Annotated in this window: 17 protein-coding genes; 10 read left to right on the forward strand and 7 right to left on the reverse strand. The window is 39.9% G+C overall.

Annotated features, from left to right (window positions below):
- The first annotated feature begins 409 nt into the window (after positions 1 to 409).
- From ACWA1F_RS14235 to ACWA1F_RS14265, 7 genes are all read left to right on the forward strand, one after another.
- The gene (locus ACWA1F_RS14235; RefSeq protein ID WP_306157160.1) at positions 410 to 3,418 is read left to right on the forward strand and encodes a SusC/RagA family TonB-linked outer membrane protein; all 3,009 of its coding nucleotides are present in this window, start codon (positions 410 to 412) and stop codon (positions 3,416 to 3,418) included.
- Between the two features lie 12 nt (positions 3,419 to 3,430).
- Positions 3,431 to 4,924 carry a RagB/SusD family nutrient uptake outer membrane protein gene (locus ACWA1F_RS14240; protein ID WP_306157158.1) on the forward strand — a complete coding sequence of 498 codons (1,494 nt, stop codon included), beginning with the start codon at positions 3,431 to 3,433 and terminating at the stop codon, positions 4,922 to 4,924.
- A 159-nt stretch (positions 4,925 to 5,083) separates the two neighbouring features.
- Positions 5,084 to 6,043, forward strand: coding sequence for a glycoside hydrolase family 43 protein (locus tag ACWA1F_RS14245; RefSeq protein WP_456894444.1), 960 nt, complete (start codon positions 5,084 to 5,086; stop codon positions 6,041 to 6,043).
- Positions 6,044 to 6,087: 44 nt separating this feature from the next.
- Entirely contained in the window at positions 6,088 to 7,386 is a 1,299-nt protein-coding gene (locus ACWA1F_RS14250) for a glycosyl hydrolase family 8 (protein ID WP_306157154.1), read from the forward strand.
- Between the two features lie 18 nt (positions 7,387 to 7,404).
- Positions 7,405 to 8,520 carry an alpha/beta hydrolase-fold protein gene (locus tag ACWA1F_RS14255; protein WP_456894446.1) on the forward strand — a complete coding sequence of 372 codons (1,116 nt, stop codon included), beginning with the start codon at positions 7,405 to 7,407 and terminating at the stop codon, positions 8,518 to 8,520.
- Between the two features lie 41 nt (positions 8,521 to 8,561).
- Positions 8,562 to 9,731 carry an alpha/beta hydrolase-fold protein gene (locus ACWA1F_RS14260; protein WP_306157150.1) on the forward strand — a complete coding sequence of 390 codons (1,170 nt, stop codon included), beginning with the start codon at positions 8,562 to 8,564 and terminating at the stop codon, positions 9,729 to 9,731.
- 588 nt (positions 9,732 to 10,319) lie between these two features.
- Complete coding sequence (locus ACWA1F_RS14265; protein WP_306157148.1) at positions 10,320 to 10,688, forward strand: response regulator; 369 nt, start codon at positions 10,320 to 10,322, stop codon at positions 10,686 to 10,688.
- Positions 10,689 to 10,783: 95 nt separating this feature from the next.
- Here the strand turns inward: ACWA1F_RS14265 and ACWA1F_RS14270 are convergent, their stop codons facing one another.
- From ACWA1F_RS14270 to ACWA1F_RS14290, 5 genes are all read right to left on the reverse strand, one after another.
- Positions 10,784 to 11,095, reverse strand: coding sequence for a DUF6965 family protein (locus ACWA1F_RS14270; protein WP_306157147.1), 312 nt, complete (start codon positions 11,093 to 11,095; stop codon positions 10,784 to 10,786).
- A gap of 531 nt (positions 11,096 to 11,626) precedes the next feature.
- Positions 11,627 to 12,616 carry a hypothetical protein gene (locus tag ACWA1F_RS14275; protein ID WP_306157144.1) on the reverse strand — a complete coding sequence of 330 codons (990 nt, stop codon included), beginning with the start codon at positions 12,614 to 12,616 and terminating at the stop codon, positions 11,627 to 11,629.
- A gap of 54 nt (positions 12,617 to 12,670) precedes the next feature.
- Positions 12,671 to 14,083, reverse strand: coding sequence for a hypothetical protein (locus ACWA1F_RS14280; protein WP_306157142.1), 1,413 nt, complete (start codon positions 14,081 to 14,083; stop codon positions 12,671 to 12,673).
- A gap of 223 nt (positions 14,084 to 14,306) precedes the next feature.
- On the reverse strand, positions 14,307 to 14,537 hold the full coding sequence (locus ACWA1F_RS14285) for a hypothetical protein (protein ID WP_125721039.1): 231 nt from the start codon (positions 14,535 to 14,537) through the stop codon (positions 14,307 to 14,309).
- A gap of 179 nt (positions 14,538 to 14,716) precedes the next feature.
- Entirely contained in the window at positions 14,717 to 15,004 is a 288-nt protein-coding gene (locus tag ACWA1F_RS14290; protein ID WP_456894450.1) for a hypothetical protein, read from the reverse strand.
- 720 nt (positions 15,005 to 15,724) lie between these two features.
- On the opposite strand from ACWA1F_RS14290, the gene ACWA1F_RS14295 reads away from it, so the two are divergent.
- The 3 genes from ACWA1F_RS14295 to ACWA1F_RS14305 all read left to right on the forward strand — a co-directional run bounded on the left by ACWA1F_RS14295 (position 15,725) and on the right by ACWA1F_RS14305 (position 17,126).
- A complete protein-coding gene (locus tag ACWA1F_RS14295) occupies positions 15,725 to 15,844 on the forward strand; it encodes a DUF1214 domain-containing protein (RefSeq protein WP_456894464.1) in 120 nt (39 codons plus the stop codon).
- 444 nt (positions 15,845 to 16,288) lie between these two features.
- Positions 16,289 to 16,480, forward strand: coding sequence for a cold-shock protein (locus tag ACWA1F_RS14300; RefSeq protein ID WP_125721035.1), 192 nt, complete (start codon positions 16,289 to 16,291; stop codon positions 16,478 to 16,480).
- 499 nt (positions 16,481 to 16,979) lie between these two features.
- On the forward strand, positions 16,980 to 17,126 hold the full coding sequence (locus ACWA1F_RS14305) for a hypothetical protein (RefSeq protein ID WP_164515298.1): 147 nt from the start codon (positions 16,980 to 16,982) through the stop codon (positions 17,124 to 17,126).
- 246 nt (positions 17,127 to 17,372) lie between these two features.
- On the opposite strand, the gene ACWA1F_RS14310 is transcribed toward ACWA1F_RS14305, so the two are convergent.
- On the reverse strand, positions 17,373 to 18,149 hold the full coding sequence (locus ACWA1F_RS14310) for a bestrophin-like domain (protein ID WP_125721033.1): 777 nt from the start codon (positions 18,147 to 18,149) through the stop codon (positions 17,373 to 17,375).
- A gap of 33 nt (positions 18,150 to 18,182) precedes the next feature.
- The coding region (locus tag ACWA1F_RS14315) for an OmpA family protein (protein WP_456892595.1) at positions 18,183 to 18,498 on the reverse strand (316 nt) is incomplete at its 5' end.

The raw sequence follows: 18,498 nt of genomic DNA on the forward strand, positions 1-18,498 counted from the left end.
ACTTATAATTTTTATGTTTTTTTGACATTCTATTTATTTTTTCAATATTGTATTTTTTGTATAAAATTTGTCAGTTGACTATTTAATTACTATTTTTTTATTTTAAATTTATTTTTAAAATGAAAAATTGTTAATTATTTAGACTTAAATTTTTTTTTATGTTTTTATTCTAACTATTTTTTATATATTTTTTAAAAATTTTGCAAAGCAACCGATTGTTTTATATGTTGTTTTTTTATATTTGTTAGTGCCATATTGTAAATCATATTGATCTGCAATGAAGTTTCTTTTTAAACCAAAAAGAGATTCAAAATAATAAACTGAATATAAATAATATCACAGATGAAACTTTACTAGAATTAAAAAGCAAAAAAACATTAACTATTTAAACCAAACAAAAACAATTAATATGAAGTTAAAACTCAAAATTGCACTAATCGGATTGCTGATAGTTGGCAGTCATCGTATAATGGCACAATCAAAGACCATTACTGGAGTGATTACCGACCCTTCAGGGTTTCCATTGCCAGGTGCCAGTATTAATGTAGAAGGTACGCAGAATAGCGCATCAACAGATTTTGACGGTAAATACTCTTTAAAAGAAGTTAATCCGACCGATAAAGTAACGTATTCTTATGTTGGCTTAATCTCACAAACTATTACTGTGGGCGAAAGGAATTCAATTAATGTTACTCTCGTTCAATCCACAGAAAATTTGAATGAAGTTGTAGTAGCGTATGGTACTCAAAAGAGGACTAAAGTTACTGGAGCGGTTTCAACGGTAAGTTCAAAAGATATTACAGCGGTGCCTATTACCAATGCTGAATCTGCTTTGCAAGGACGCGCAGCGGGGGTTACAGTTGTAAATAGTGCTCCTGGTTCTAATCCTACCGTTAGCATCCGTGGATTGGCGACAATGGGAAATAGTGCTCCTTTATATGTAATTGACGGAGTTTTAACAGGGAATCTTTCTGGTTTAAGCCCTAATGACATTGAGAGCATTTCTGTTTTAAAAGATGCTTCCACTACAGCCTTATATGGTTCTAAAGCTTTTAACGGGGTTATTATGGTAACAACTAAAAAAGGGAAAAAAGGCCCGGGGCAGTTATCTTTTAGCACTTATGTGGGCGGACAGGAAGTAACGAAAAGATATAGTGTTTTAAATACACAGCAATATTTGCAATATGCTAAAGATTTAGGAAGCGACTTGACGGCGAGAGCAGCAGAGTTTGGAAACATCAATACCAACTGGCAAGACCAAATTTTTCAAACAGGAGTTATGCAGGATTATAACCTAAGCTTTTCAAATGGTACAGAAACTTCAACAGGACGGTATTCTGCAGAATATATGAAGCAGGATGGAGCTATTATAAATACAGGTTTCGAACGTTACTCTTTTAGAGCCAATAACACACAGGATATTGGTAAACTAAAAATAGGAAGCAACATGGGAGTTTCTTTCAGCACGATTAATCCAGAACGAAGCTCAGGCGGAAGAACATTATTAGAGCACGCCATTAAGATGGCGCCTTATTTCCCAATTTATAATGAAGATAGCATAGGCGGATATCAAGGGCCTAGCGCTATTGATGGAAATGATGCTGAAAACCCAGTGCGTGTAGCTAATCTAGGATATCAGAAAATTAATAATTTATCTATTATTGGAAATATTTATGCAGAATTAGAAATTTACAAAGGTTTGAAATTCAGATCGCAAGTTTCTTTAGATTACTATACAAGTAAAGACCATACTTTTATTCCAAGCTTTCAGGATGGTTCTTATCACAAGCAAGCATTTTCTTCAACCAACGAAACAAATTCTCAAGGACAGACCATCGTTTTTGATAACAGCTTAACATATAAAACGACAATCGCCCAAAAGCACAATCTCGAGGTGTTGGGGGTTATCACTAAAATTGACGGAAAAGCTCAAAGCTTAGCAGCGGGAAGCCGCTACTACATTTCAAATGAAATTGATCAGTTGCGCTACAATGAGGGTAGTTTAGGCTCTGCAAATTCAGAAGAAAAAAATATTGGATACATTGCCCGTATTAACTACGACTATGAAGATAAATACATTTTAGCTCTTTCAGGACGTAGAGATGCCTCTTCTCGTTTTGGAGCTAATAACCGTTGGGGAAATTTCTATTCTGTTGCTGTAGGTTGGAATATAGCTAAAGAAAGTTTTATGGAAAACTCTATTTTCAGCACATTAAAGCTAAGGGCGAGTACTGGAACGACAGGAAATGACAGAATAGACAATTATCAATACAGCGCTACTTTATTGGCCAATTATAATTATCCAATTGGAGGGGCAAATGCGCCAGGTGTTTCTTTAGGTGTTGCTGCAAATCCTGACTTAAAATGGGAATCAAAACTAGATAGAAATATAGGTATTGATTTTGGTCTTTTTGACGAAAAACTCACCGGATCATTTGAATATTTTAACAATAAAAGTAGTGATATTCTTTTTGCAGTTCCTCTTGCTGCTTCTGTCGGATCTGCAGGTGGCGGAACTCAAATTCAAAATATTGCAGATGTAAGAGTAAGCGGTTTCGAAATTTCGCTTGGCTACAATGACAGAAAAGGAGATTTTACTTGGTCTGCAATAGCAAATTTAGGAACAAGTAAGAATGAAGTACTAAGCTTAGCACCAGGAGTAACCAGCGTATTAGGAGGCCCTTCGGCAAGAGCAGGTTTGGAAAATTTCTCTAGATTAGAAGTAGGGCAGCCATTATTCTATTTTTATGGATATCAGACCAATGGCATTTATCAAAATCAGGCAGAAGTAGATGCTGTTTTTGGACCGGGTCAGACTGCTGTAAAACCGGGTGATATTAAAATTGTAGACCGAGATGGCAATAAAGTGATCAATTCGGATGATAAGACAAACATCGGAAATCCATATCCTGATTTTACTTACGGATTAAACTTAAGTGCAGCGTATAAAAACTTTGATTTTAACTGTTTTCTTACTGGAGTTGCGGGCAACGATATTTATAATGCAAACACTTTTGATCTAAAAGGAATGAACCGTTTGTTTAACGCCAGCACAGATGTTTTAGACAGGGCAAATGTTGTAAATGGTGTTGTAACAAATCCTTCAGCTACATTGCCAAGAGCTCAAGGAGCAGATATTAACTGGTCTTCTGCAAACCAGCGCTATATAGAAGATGGTTCTTTTACAAGATTAAAAAACATCGCTTTAGGATATACATTGACAGGAGATGCATTTAAGAGTTATTTCTCAAAAGCAAGATTCTACATAAGCGGACAGAACCTTATAACAATTACAAATTACTCTGGTTTAGATCCTGAAATTGCACGTGCAGATGGTAATGCAAATTCAGCGGGTATCGATTTAGGAAGATATCCGCAGCCAAAGTCGGTAATTTTTGGAATTGATGTTACATTTTAATATTTAAAGACGATGAAAAAAATTAAATATATGCTTATAGTACTGTCTGGAGTTTTAACCTTAACTTCTTGTGACAGTAGCGAATTGGAATTGACTAATCCCAATACTTTATCGCCTGAAACTTTCTTTAAAACGGAAGCGCAGGTACAGTCTGCTGTAAATGCTTCGTATGCAAATCTTCAGACAAGAGGACTCTATGGAAGAAATCTTTTTTTTGCGATGGATCTTATGGGACATGATGCTTTAGGAAATCCACAATTAGAAGGCAACAAAAAGCCTTTTCAGGATTTTTCTTTTAACGGCGGAAATGATATCATTCAATATTACTGGGAATCTTGTTATATCGGAATATCGAGAGCCAATTTTGTACTGGATAATGAGCAAAAAATTAAAACGCTTCCAAATTCTGTTTTATCCGAAGAAAAAAAGAATAAATATTTAGGAGAAGCCCATTTTTTAAGAGCGTACTATTACTTTTTGCTGGTAAGACGTTTTGGTGATCTGCCTATTTATAAAACAGGTACTATTGTAGGAAACGCAAGAAGCCCTAAAGCAGAGGTGTATGCCTTGATTGAAGAAGATCTTGTATTTGCATCTCAAAATCTTTTGCCAAAAGCTTCAGAATCATCTGGAAGAGCTAATAAAGAAGCCGCTTATGCGCAATTAGGTAAAGTATTGTTGTATGAAAAGAAGTATAATGAAGCTTTAGCTGCCTTGAATAATGTGACAAGTTACAGTCTTGAGGACAAAGGTAATTTTTACAACAACTTCATGGAAGAGACGGAACACGGTAAAGAATCGATTTTTGAAATTGAATTTGATGAAAAAAATGGAACTGGGGATCAATGGGGAGCTGTCGGCGATAGCGGCGGAACTGGTTTTGACGAGTCAACACTTAGAGGTCAGGAATATGGTAATCTTAGCTGGTATAATGTCTATCCGTCGGATGAACTTTTAGATTCTTATGAAGTAGGTGATAACCGTTTTGGAGATACTTTTTATGTGCCTGGTTCATCTTATTTAAAAGGAACCAAGGTAATGGTAGCAAGTAACTTTACTACTTCTGCTGGTATTAGAAGAGCAGGCTGGAAAAAATACCAAAACTATTACAACAGAGAGGATGAAGCGACACGATCAAGCATTAACTTTAAAGTAATGCGTTACGCAGATGTATTGCTAATGAAAGCAGAATGTGAAAACCAGAGAGATGGCGGTTCTCAGACAGCAGCAATAGCATATATTAAAGAAGTTCGCGACAGAGCAAATCTGACAACTACTATTGCACCAACAAAAGATGCGGTTTTTGCTGCAATTGTGCACGAACGTCAAATTGAATTTGCTGGAGAACAATCTCGTTTTGATGATCTTATAAGATGGGGCACAGCTGCGACGGTATTGCAGGGCACAGGTTTTACTGCTGGTAAAAGCGAGCTATGGCCAATACCAAACAGAGAAACATCTTCTAATCCGAAAATAAAACCAAGTGATAATAATCCTGGCTATTAAGATAATTAAATTTTGGTTAGTTTAAGTTAAATAAAGTCAAGTTAAGTTAAGTTAGTTTTTTTATAAACAGCGCAGTAAATGCGCTGTTTATTGTTTAGAGAAATGCAACTGAAGAAAAAAGATTGCATTCTAGAACCATTTTATTAAATGAAAACAAAAATGAAAAATACAGGTAAAATTTTATTTGTGCTTCTTTGTAATTTATTTACCGCAAATACAGAAGCACAAAACCCTATAATCAAAGGCATTTTTACTGCTGATCCGGCTCCTCTGGTGCATAAAGGCACTTTGTATTTATACACAGGTCATGATGTGGCCACTCAGGAAGACACCAATTATAAAATGGCCGACTGGCATGTGTTTTCTACAACCAACATGAAAGACTGGAAAGATCATGGAGCATTGCTTTCGCCCAGTACATTTTCGTGGGCAACAGGCGATGCATATGCTGCTCAGTGCATAGAAAGAGACGGAAAATTCTACTGGTTTGTTTCTACATTTCATAAAAAAGATACAGTAAGCCAAGATGGCGCTGCAATAGGTGTTGCGGTTTCAGACAGTCCTATTGGACCTTTTAAAGATGCCATTGGAAAAGCGCTTATTACAAATGAAATGACAACAGATATGAAATATGGTTGGGATGATATTGACCCAACAGTATTTATAGATGATGATGGACAAGCCTATATGTTTTGGGGAAATGGAAGCTGCAAGTGGGTAAAACTCAAGAAGAACATGATAGAGACGGATGGTGAAATTACCACTTTCACACCTAAAAATTATATCGAAGGACCGTGGGTATACAAAAGAAAAGGGCTTTATTATTTAGTATATGCTAGCGCTGGGACAAAACCAGAAATGATAGAATACTGCACTGCAAAAAAAATTACTGGACCTTGGACTTATCAAGGAATTATTCAGGAGAATGTCCAAAATAGTTTTACTACTCATCCTGGCATTATAGACTATAAAGGGAAATCGTACTTTTTTTATCATAACGGGAGTTTGCCAACAGGAGGCAGTTACAGACGTTCAATTTGTGTAGACTATATGCATTATAATAAAGATGGAACTATCCAAAAAATAATACAGACCACTGATGGTGGCGCTATAAAATAAAAATCACATTTTATTTTTTCTGGTGGATATTTAAACAGATAAATATGACTACATATAAAAAAAAATCAAACCGATATTGGATTATAATTTCCGCTTTGATAACAACTTTTGCACTGACTTCTCCATTTTCACTCTTTGGACAAAATAAAAAGAAGATGGCAAAAACAGTAACTGAAAGACCCCACTATCGAAATCTTTTTAAAGAAGCGGGCTATAGCCAAGATGAAATAGAAAAAAAAGTAGATAAAGCCTATTATGATATTTTTGAAGGGCCAAATAAGGTATATTTTACTGAAGGAGATTCTCTTGGATACGTCTCAGATGTCAAAAATAAGGATGCTCGTACTGAAGGAATGTCCTACGGAATGATGATTGCTGTCCAGCTTAACAAAAAAGAAGTTTTCGATCGTCTATGGCGCTGGTCTGTGAAATACATGCAGCATCAGGATGGACCAAGAGAAGGTTATTTTGCATGGAGCGTGAATCCGCTTACTAAAAAACAGAATTCTCCAGGCTCTGCTTCAGATGGGGAATTATACTATGTAAGCAGCCTACTTTTTGCTTCTAATAAATGGGGAAATAATACAGGAATAGACTACTACAAAGAAGCCAGAAGAATACTGGATGCAATGTGGAAAAAAGACGGTACGGGAAATGTGCGCAATATTATAAATACTGAGCATAAACAGATTTCATTTGTTCCTGAGGGAGGTGGCTATAACTGGACAGATCCTTCTTATCATGTTCCAGCATTTTATGAAATATGGGCATTGTATGCAAAAGATGGGCATGAACAATTTTATAAAGAATGTGCAGAGGTTTCTCGTAACTTTTTGCATAAAGCGTGCCACCCCGCAACAGGTCTTAATTCCGATTATACTGAGTTTTCTGGAGAGCCGCATCCAACACCTTGGATGCCTGCAGGATTTCGCTATGACTCTTGGCGAGTGCCTATGAATATAGCCATGGATTATGCTTGGTACGGAAAAGATAAAAAATGGCAGGAAGAATACGCTAAACGATTCCAAAATTTTCTGAGATCTAAGGGATTGGACAAATTCGAAGATCAGTTTAATCTGGATGGTTCCACTCCTGATTTTATTCTTCAGGCTGGTCCAGTGAAAAAATTAAGGCATTCCATCGGATTGGTGGCAACTTCGGCTACAGCGTCACTGGTGAATCACGATAAAGAAAGTATAGATTTTGTTCATTCCTTATGGAATGCTAAGCTGGAGCCTTACAGCGACGGTTATTTTGATCCATACTATGACGGTCTGATGTATCTTTTTAGCTTAATGCATCTTAGTGGAAAATATCAAATTATAGTTCCAGAAGTAAAATAACTTTTTAAACAAAAAATTATGAAACGGTATAAAATTGCTTTATTATTAATTTTATTAGGATTTGTTGGGTCCGCACAGCCAACCGCGGCATCGATTATTGAAGATTTTAAGCCGTCGTCACTCAATCAGCCAGGACAGGAATATCCAAAAGTTAATTCACAAGGGTACGCAAGATTTCAAATTTTAGCTCCCGATGCCAGATCCGTAGCAGTAAGCCTAGGATTGGGGGGAGCAAAAGGAGGGACTGTTTTGGAAAAAGATCAGGATGGCTACTGGAGGGGTACTACAGCAGGCGCAATGGATGAAGGGTTTCACTATTATCACGTAACAATTGATGGCGGTGTTTTTAATGATCCTGGCGCGCTTAATTTTTACGGATCCGCTCGCTGGGAAAGCGGTATAGAAATTCCGGCTCACGATCAAGATTTCTATGCCTTGAAAGAGGTCTCTCACGGAAATGTGCAGCAGATTCTTTTTCCTTCAAAAAGCACTAAGGCCTCATGCAGAGCCTTTGTATATACTCCGCCTTCTTATTATAAAGATAAGAATAAAAAATATCCGGTTTTGTATCTGCAGCACGGTTGGGGGGAAGATGAAACGGCATGGAGCAATCAAGGTCGCGTCAACTTAATTATGGACAATTTGATTGCAGAAGGCAAAATAAAGCCATTTATTGTAGTGATGGCTTACGGAATGACAAATGAAGTAAAATTCGGCGGTCTGTCAAGCTTTAAAATAGAGCCTTTTCAAACGGTTCTGGTAGATGAGCTGATTCCCTACATCGACACAAATTTCCGCACCATTTCCAATCGAGCAAATCGTGCAATGGCAGGGCTATCGATGGGCGGAATGGAAACCCATTCCATTACGTTAAATAAACCGGATGCCTTCTCGCATTATGCCCTTTTAAGCGGTGGCACATACAAACCTGAAGAGATTAAAGACAAATCAAATGTAAAGCTGATTTTTATAAGCTGCGGCAGCCGCGAAAGACCAGAATCTGTGCAGAATGCCGTAAAAACACTTAAAGATGCAGGATTTAATGCTGTCGCTTATATCTCTGAAAATACGGCTCACGAATTTTTGACTTGGCGCAGAAGTTTCAAAGAATTGGCTCCTCTTTTATTTAAATAATATCGAATTGGCATAAAACGATAAACTAAAAATAAAAAAATATGAGACTATCTATTAGCGCAGTGATTGTAATTTTGAATTTGTGTTTCCAGTCAGTAAATGCTCAGTCAGAACAGACCATAACTGAAGATTTTAAACCTTCATCGTTGAATCAGCCAGAAAAAATATTTCCTCAGGTAAATTCCCAAAGGCGCGTTCGCGCCAGTATTTCGGCAACAAATGCAAGCAAAGTACAGCTTGATATTGGCGGTGTAAAATATGATATGCGAAAAGACAACAATGGAGTATGGACGGGAGAATCAAATCCGCAGGATGAAGGGTTTCATTATTATCAGTTAAATATTGATGGAGCTTCTGTTCCAGATCCGGGAAGCCTTTATTTTTATGGGGCGGCAAGATTAGGAAGCGGTATAGAAATTCCATCGGCAGATCAAGATTTTTTTGCTCTAAAAGATGTGCCTCACGGTCTGGTAAGCGAAAATATTTACTTCTCAAAACTGACCAATTCTTTTAGACGCTTTTTTGTTTACACTCCTGATGGTTATAACGAAAACACCAAAATGCGTTATCCCGTGCTTTATCTACAACACGGAAGTTTTGAAGACGAAACAGGATGGTCTTCACAAGGTAAAGCAAACCTGATTTTAGATAATCTGATTGCTTTGAGAGACGCAGTTCCGATGATTATTGTAATGGACAATGGTTACGCTTATAAAACTCAAGATGGTAATTCTTCGCATAAAAACAAGCCCAAGGAGTCTATTTTTGAAAAGGTGCTTATTACCGAACTTATTCCAATGGTTGATGCTAAATTCCGTACCATTGCCAAACGGGAAAGTAGGGCTATTGCGGGTCTTTCCATGGGAGCCAACCAGACCATGAGAATTATGATGAATCATCTGGATACTTTTTCTTATTACGGAGGATTCAGCGGTACGGCAAATTATCCAAGCTCTGATGCGATTGATGCTTCGACATTTTTAAATGGAAAATATAAAAACGGAAATGTTTTGAACAAGCAAATTAAACTTTTCTGGCTGGGATTAGGGACAAAAGAACCTGCACCATTTCCTAAATCAGTTGGTGCGTTTAGAAATATGCTAGAACAACAGGGAATTAAGTATCAATATTACGAATCGCCTGAAACAGCTCATGAATGGCTTACTTGGCGAAGATGTTTGAAAGAGTTTGCATCTCAATTATTTAAATAGATAATGGCGATACACTCAAGGACAGCAACTAAGTTTGGTATTAATAGTTTGCAGCACCAATGATTTTCAAAAAGATCTAAAATCTGTTCAGATGAATATTTATCGTTACTGTTGATTTGAATAAGAACGGGATAGGCAATCCTAATAAAACTGAAACCAGCGTTAAACAGACACTGAATGAATCCATTGGTAATAGGTTTTAAGCTAGTAAAAATCTTTAAATTTAAAGATAAGAGTCAAATTTATGTAAAATGAATCTTACTGCCTTAAGTATTTTTAGTAAAATATATTAACAAAACAGGACATTGGCAGGCTGCAGGGAACAAGCAAATTAATTAAGCTATTTTTTCTTTAAATTGGGTAGTCAAAATAATAAGCTGCCGGAGGATTTACCGACGGCTCTTTTTTGTTTTTACTGTCTCTTTCCTACTGCCAATCCCGCAAGTTTTTCACTCAGTTCGCTAAGACCAGCCCTGCTTAAACAGTCCGCAGAAAGCTGTCTGAGTTCGTTAATGTTTTCTGTTGCGGTGTGCTGTAAAAGCACCGAAGGACTGCCGTTATTTTCCAGCAGGCCAAGCTCTGGACGCAATGGATGAGCTTGATCTGCATATTAGAGTTGGGCAGGCCGCCGACGGAGGGCAGCTTCTGCAGTGCCTTTGGGGGAGCGGGGCAGAGATGCCAGAGCTGCTGTTTTTAGATATCAACATGCCCGGAAAAAACGGGTTTGAATGCCTAAGGGAGATAAAAGGCGCAGAGGGGCCTTTTGGCTGCCTTAAGGTGATTATGCTCTCCACAAGCAGGAATCCTGAGAACATTGAGCTTTCCTACGCGCTGGGGGCTGATCTCTATGCCGTGAAGCCCGCCACGTTTCAGGAGCTTAAAAAGCTGCTGTGGGCTATTTTTATGATCGACTGGAGCGCATTTGCAAGAGATAAGAAAGGGTTCATTCTTACCTGAAAAGGCTGGGATCCTTACAGAAGACAGCACCGCAGCTCAGATGCGGACTGTATTTTTATGATTGTAAGGTAAGGTGATGCGGTGTTATGGACAGGTCAGGCGTCGGCCTCGGACTTCTCCGGGTTATGTTCTGATGCTGTCATCTGAGTTGTATTCTCTTGAGCTGCGGTTTCCTCTTCGGGAATTGCTGGCGCAGGATTCTGCTGGCTTTTTTTCATCAGGATGTAAAAATCCCGCAGGTGCCAGAAGGCAGGGCATCTCTCCACGGGGCCGCTGAAATTTCTAATGGTGGAGTAGCAGCTCTTAAGGAACACCTGGGTATCGGTGATATTGGCCCAGGGGGTCAGCTGCACTTCTTTCGGCGGGGGATGGTTCTCGAAATGGCGTTTGATCTCTTCGTAATTCATGGGGCAAAAGTAGGCAATAAGCGCGCGCGTGTCAAGGTTGGTGAAGTGTTTCTGTTATATTTAGTGCCAGTATTGTTTTGATAGGAGAAAGAAAGCTTTTGTTTTTTTCTTGCAGATGGAGTGGATTCTGCAGGGCTTGAATAATGACCTGTTGGAACGTTTTTAGCGTAATGCAGTTGGGTATGCGCGAGCCGCCGAGTGCATATAATTTTTTTGGAGCTAATCCCGCTATCCGCTCAAATCTTCTGCGCCGAACCCCGGCGCGGAAGGATTTCCGCTTCTATCGGGGCTAGGATGCCGGATTGTATTGTGAAAAAAAAGCGTCAGATCCGCTTGTTTAAAGTCCTTTGGAAATAGTAATCTGGATTCTGATTGGCTATATTAAGCCGGCATTGCATTATAAAGAAATGATCATCGCCCTTGGCGCAGGCTTTTCCAGTTTAATAATACACATTAGATGGGCTTTTTGCAGCAAAATTTTCCACAGCCTTACAGTGCATTCAAACACAGGGGAGATCTTCATGTCACTGTTTAAAAACCTTCAACAGCCTGATCACTTTTGGTTACACGGCAAATCAAGGAATGATAGTAATATTTTGCCTGCCTGCTGTGGGATTTATTGATCAGCAGGGTTTTGCCGTTTAGCTTCCAATAGGAAACCTGTCTCAGCCCTTCAGGCAGAATTTCCTCGCTCTGCTTCATTGGGGCGCAATTATAGAGCTGTGAGTATTTAGAATATAATTCATTGTAGCTGCTGGAAAATTCCTGTTCTTTAAAAACCTTTCCTGAATCCCATAAAATCTGCTTCTGGTAGCCGATTATTTTATTGTCTTTCACAAGTATTGATATATCCCCTGTCTTTACTGTGCCGTATAGTATATTAACGGGAAGAAAATCAAATTTCAGATCTGTGCTGTAAAAGTCATAAGAGCTTTTAGGCTGATACAGGTCAAACCTGGTTCCTTTAGTGAGTTTGTATTTCTTTTCTCCCAGGGCATTTGGGTATTGGGACAGGAATTCATCAAGGGTGATGTCAAAAGGCAGGCTGTCGATTGAAAGTGCATCAAAGCCTTTTGAGCATTTATCCGATATCTCCTGTTTTTCTTTTGCTATGCGCGTGCTTTCCTTCAGGTATGCCGCTCTGCTTTTTGGCAGATTCAGGCTTTTTAATTTTTCGCTGATGGCGTATACCTCCTTGAATTTATCGTCCAGCCCTTTGCTCTCCATTGCTTTGATATATTTCTCTGCATCAGCCGATAGGGAAAGGTATAGGTCAAATTGTTTCTGGTCATCGTAAAAAGTAGAAGGGTCAAGCAGTTTGTCCTGGGACACTACCCTTAGATAAAGCGACTTATCGCTCACCCCGCCGACGGCTTTTTCAAATTCGTTAACTTTTTGGATTGTGAGTTCGTATCTGCCCTGGTTATAAGCGGTCTCAGCCTCTTCAAATTTCAGTTCAGCAATGGCCTGGGCAGAAGCTGGCGCAGCAGCAAGCAGGAAAAAGTAAAGTATCAGCTTCATAAATTGTTCATTTTTGGGTTTGGTGTACTCTGGCTGTTATCATCTGCAGAGCGCTTATTCGATAATTGTGCCGTAATTTTTTTCAGGCTTCTTTTGTGTGGATTTTGCAGCTTGGGTTTTTGGCGCGGCCGCATCTGCGGGGCGCAAATCGGCTTTTGCCGGTTTTTCAATTAAACTGCCATAGTTTGGCCCCTGGTTTTCTATTGTTTGAGCCGCCCCTGCAGCGCCGGGCTTTCCTTTATAAGTAATATAGTTTATCATAACGCCGTAATTCTGCAGGCTGCCGATCAGCTCCGATCTTTTTTGTTCGGCCTGATCCAGGGTGTAATAATAGCCATGCAGTGTTTCAGGGTAAGGGGTAAGGCCGGCAATTTCATTTTTAACTGTGGCCGTGTAGGCCCGGGTGCCGTCATTGTATCTTCCCACTTCAAAAACATTCGAAACGTAGGCGCTTGCGCCATACTCGCTTTCCAAACCGTTATGGGAATAGATGAAATAATAAATGGTTGGGGCTTTTTCCTGAGATGCCAGCGGAATATCTTTCCCGGGGAGTGCCTGGAAGGCGTTTTTTCGGCCGCTTATTTTCAAACTCAGCTCATATTGGCGCTGCTGCTCTTCCAGAGCGCGCTGCTCTTCCAAGGCTTCTTTTCTTTCTTTGTCGGCGCGGTTCTGCTGTATATATCCCGATATCAGGTTTGTCATATCGCTGACGCCTTTATTTATAGTCTCTTCACGCTGTGCATTGTATGCCCGATCCGCAGCCAGTTTCTGCCGGTACTGGGCCTGCTGCTCTGCAGGGCTGCTTTGTACAGGCTGGCGCTGGATATTGGGCTGGGCCTGCCCTTGAAGGGCTGCTGGGTTCTGCAGTTTTTCCTGCCTCTCCTGCTGGGCGGATCTTTGCTGGTCTTGCTGCTCTTTGCGGATCTGCTGGTTTTTTCTTTCCGCTTCCATTTTCTGCTGCTGCTGTGCGTTCTTTCTCGCCGCTGCATCTTCATTTTCCCTGCTTATGTCCACCACGCTGCTGATGAAATAGCGCAGGCTCTTAAAAAGGGTATATGATTTGCCTTCCGCAATTGCGCAGTCTTTGTTTCCGAAATAATTATGCACATAATCCTTGGAAGGGGTGAATTTTTCATTGGCCCGCAGATGCACTATGCTGTTTACGCCAAGCTTGAATGATTTTGTCCCTTCACAGGCCAGCTCAAGATCGATCTGGACAACAATTTCATATTCCCGTGCGGTATTGTTCTGGACATAAAACAGATAGCTTTCATATCCGCTTCCCAATCCGCTGCGGACAGCCGTGAGGGTGAAGTTTGGATTGGTCTGCTCTATGGGGATGGCGATGCTCTGCGCGTGGGATGAAAAACCCATCAGGGTTATGCCCAAAGCAATGCAGTGCCGCAGGCAGGCATTAAGCAGGAGGTCAAAACCGATCTTTATGCGGGCTGGATTTGATTTTTTCATTTTGTTTGTTTAATCACTGGCATAATCGCTGCAAATTAACATAAATTCGTCATTATTTGGAAATTATATGCAAATATATTTATGTTTTGATTTGTGAAGCTTCATTGTCAGATTCTTTCAGCCCCCAGGTCCGCTTTAGGAGCAGGAATGCAAATTATAAAAAAAGCCTGCGGAATGCTCTCATCGCGCAGGCTTTTCTTTTTTGTATCGTTAAGATGAAATCTTAATGCTCATCGTCCTTGTCCTCGTCCGCCTGGGACTCGTCAAGGGTCCTTCTGTCGGCGTCGTCATGGTCAAGTTCGGTGGGCTGGCGGTCGGCAGACCGCTCCTCGCTCAGATGAAGGCTAGCGGCCTCTTCTGAGTGCTCCATTTCTTCCCAATGGTGTTGTTCTTCCCCGATGTGATAGGCATTATCATCCTGATAGTGCGTATCGTGGTTCTGCTGTGGTGTCATAATGTTTTAATTTAATGGTTTGTAATTTTTGTAAAAGCCCTGCTGTGTGTTAGGGGCCTGTTAGAATTTCCGCTCCGAGGGCTTGTGGAAGCGGGCAGGGCCGCCTTCTGACTCGTCCCTTGCAAGTTCATCCTGCTGAAGCTCTTCACTGCCGAGCTGGCTGATCTCGAATTCCCTGTTTACGGGATTGCCATCATCGGGATCGATCGTTTCAAAGGAATCATTTTGTTCCCCATCTCTCTTCTGGGTATCAATATCTGTTTCAACCCCTCAGATGGGTCGTTCTCCATAAGGTCTTTTTCGATGTCCTTTTCGGTTATGTCCTTGGAGGGGCTGTCTGATTCCTGGTCCAGGTCCTCCGAGTCGTAAGGGTTGGTGTTTGGGTTACTGCTATTGGGGCCTGCGGCCTGGTTCTGGGGATTGCCTTTGTCCTGCGGCGTATTCTGCGGTGTGTCTTGATTTTTCATTTTATTGTTTTTTAAGGTTGACTGCTGGTGTTTTTTTTTAGCGGCCTGCCCGTAAAGCGGCTGTATCGGCTTTCAGGTGCGAGCCTGCGCTCCGGGCTTTCAGCTCTGCGCCCTGCGTTCTGCCTCTGGGTTTTGGATTTTGGTTTTCTGCTTTCCCTTTATGTTCTGCCTTATGTCAAATGTAAGGGAGGCGGGGGCAGTTTTTCTTACAGAAAAATGGTTTTCATTTATAAAATGGCAATCAGATGGGCAAGGCGGACGGGACAGCCGGACAGGGGCGGCTGTGTATGGGCGGCAGGATGCAGGTGATAGAATATGTGCTGGCAGGTATGGGTGGCGGTGTTTGGGCGATAGGGTAAGAGAATGGGGTATGGGGATGGGGTATGAGGTATGAGGTATGAGGTATGATGAATAGGGTATGAGGAAAGGGTATAAGTATTGGTTTAGTTTTATTTTTTTTATTTTTTTTTTTGGAGCTGTTCCCGCTATCCGTTCCACACGAGCGATAGCGAACTTACGAAGTAATCTTTTGCGCCGAAAACCGGCGCAAAAGGATTCCCGCTGCTATCGGGGCTAAAAGTTGTAACGGCTGCCATTTGTATTAATTGCATATTCTTCTTCCAGTCTTTTGTCTATTTTTTTGTTTTAGAAATATAAATTCAATTACTAATTACCGACACTATTAATAAGTATTCCAATAAAGCTTCATTTAATAAATTACTGGCGAAGAATGACTTAAATCGCTACAAGCTAGGAGGAGATTCAAATGGGTTAAAAAGAAATAATGACGGCTCCTTTGAAATTATTATACAGAAATGCGATGCCGAAAAACACAGATAACTGCTGCCGGCTCGAAATGGGGCATTTTATGTAATGTTGACAATGTACCAGCCAAAAGAAGAAGCGCTTAACGGAACTTATAAACTGTCTCAGCTTGTTAAAAAATAGGATGGACCGACAGCTATTTCTAAGTTTTTTTATATAAAAGCATAAATACTAAAAAGTAAATTCATTATTGATCTCATTTGTAGGTAAATCATACTCCTTAAATATTATGGAAGCAAAACAGATATTCACAGTTTTGATTGTATGTTTTCCTAGTTTGCAATGTAAGCAGCAGGAGGAAAAAATGATGCAAATTCATTGGAGGGCTGAAAAGTATTTTTCAGGTCGTGCATTTTAATTATACAACAGAGCAAATTTTAATTTATAAGGAATAAAATCCTGAATATTAGCAGGTTTCTATTTTAAAAATGGTATCCTTGAGCAATTAAATACATTAAAATGCAAGAAGGTACAGTAAAATTTTTCAATGAAGAAAAAGGATTCGGATTCATAACCCCTAATAATGGAGGAGCTGAAATTTTTGTTCACGCTTCAGGCCTGTCAGAAAACATCCGCCAGGACGACGCAGTTCGATATGATATCCAAGAAGGCCGCAAAGGTCCAAACGCAGTAGACGTAGTCGTAGCATAGCCATACTATCACAGTTAACTTGTAAAGCACCTTTAACCAGGTGCTTTATTATTTTATGGATATCGCTAAGATTGTTTTCAGTGATAAAAGGCTTAAAATTAAAGACGCCTTTTTTATATAATAACCATGCGGACCGCTAGAAAAAAGAGAGCAGCTTTACAACATACCAGAACGTGATCAATAAAATTGTCAGCTATTGGCAGTGCCGCAACAGCCCCTCGGCAATGTAATGATTATACCGCTGTATTATATTTTATCAGCCTGCAATATTTGATGCTCCCAAGGACAATGCTCGAGCCTTAAAAGATCTTTCCTGAAATCACTTTTATTTGTAATAATTAAATTAGTATAATGATTTTTCTAATAAACATATCTCTATGGAAACATGTAATTATGGGTCTGTTTTTTGTAAATTCATGGGAAGATATTTCAGGATGCTTGTAAGATAAGTTTTATATTTAATAAAACATTTAAGTTATTAATTAAAAACATGGAGATCATGAAAAATGTAATTTTATCGTTGGCAGCAATGTTTGCTTTTGGAACAGCCTCCTCACAGGATACACCTAAGAAATTGACCGCCACTAAGACCCAGACCGATACTGTAGTGCATAAAAAAAGCACTAAAGGATTTAAGGGCGCATAGACCCCTTCCAAAACTAGTGCTGAGAAAAATAGCACCACAAAAACCACAACAACCAAAAAGTCAGCTTCCACTTCAAGAAGCAAAGACAGTGTAGGCACTCCAAGGCCTTAGTTGATTATTAATTCTTGAAAGAGCCTGTAATTTTCGGGCTCTTTTTTGTTTTACAGCCCGGGGAGTTCTTCCCGAGGTGAAAATCTCAATTATAAGACCAAAACGGGCAATATGCTAGACAGCCAATCCTTGAGTTTATTTAAAGTTCTGCCGTAAATCAATTATCGTTTGATTCGGCACATTAAGATTAACAAATCCTCGGCGCGGTCTGTCCAGATCCAGTGTAAAGAATACCACCAAGGATACCAGAAGACAGAATCCTATTTGTATGAGCCAGTCCACTCCGCCTTTACGGGCTTCGTTGTAAACGCTGTAGAAGGATGTTATGGCTGCCAGAAAAAAAAGCATTATTAAAATACTTTGAGGGACTTTTGCTTTCTCACCTGAAAGCCTAGTAGTAGCAACATCAATCATTGCATTTAGGGCGGGTATCATCTGCTGGGTCGCAGCGAGATGTGCAGGATGCTGTGAAAGCCCCGCTGCACGTTTCCATAATTTTGTGGCAATAACTTGGGAGAGGCTATCAGACTTTAAGACTGCATTTACATTGGCACTGGCTTGGTAATAGTCTATTCGGGTCTCGACATAATCTTGGAAATCACGACGGAAAGCTGCTCTAATGGTATCTGGATATAAGTCACTGCGCAATATTGCGGTGCCAATATCATTGGCTTCTTCAACCACAATTTGTCTTCTGGAATCATAACGGCTGCTGCTCATCCCATAGGTAAAGGCCAGCAGAAAAAAAAGCAGGGCGGTAAGAGAAGAAGCTTCGCCGGATCTGCCTTCGCCGGCTTTTTGCCGAAAATAATTTCCTGTAATTTTTCCCAGAAAACTGGCCAAAAGCATTGATGCAAATAAAAGCAGGGTAATAACCCAAGCGTCGGTATCTAGTAGTGTATCATTTTCCATATCATATTATGTTAAAGTCTGCAGAGAGTTTTTTTACATTTTGGTGATGATGAATTCGCTTCGGCGATTGATTTGATGCTGTGCTTCTGTGCAGGGAACTCCGTTGGAGCAATTATTGATTAATTGGGTTTCGCCGTAACCAATGGCGCTTTCGATTCGTTCGGGTGCTACGCCTTGAGAAATTAGATAATCTCTCGTTGCTTTGGCTCTTCGGTCAGAGAGTTCTAAGTTGTATTGATCGTCGGCTCGTGAGTCGGTATGTGATTCTATTTTAATGACTACAGAGTTATACTGATGCATTAAGAGAACTACTTTATTTAATTCTATTGCAGCATCATAACGAATATCA

This window comes from Flavobacterium erigeronis, assembly GCF_054075165.1.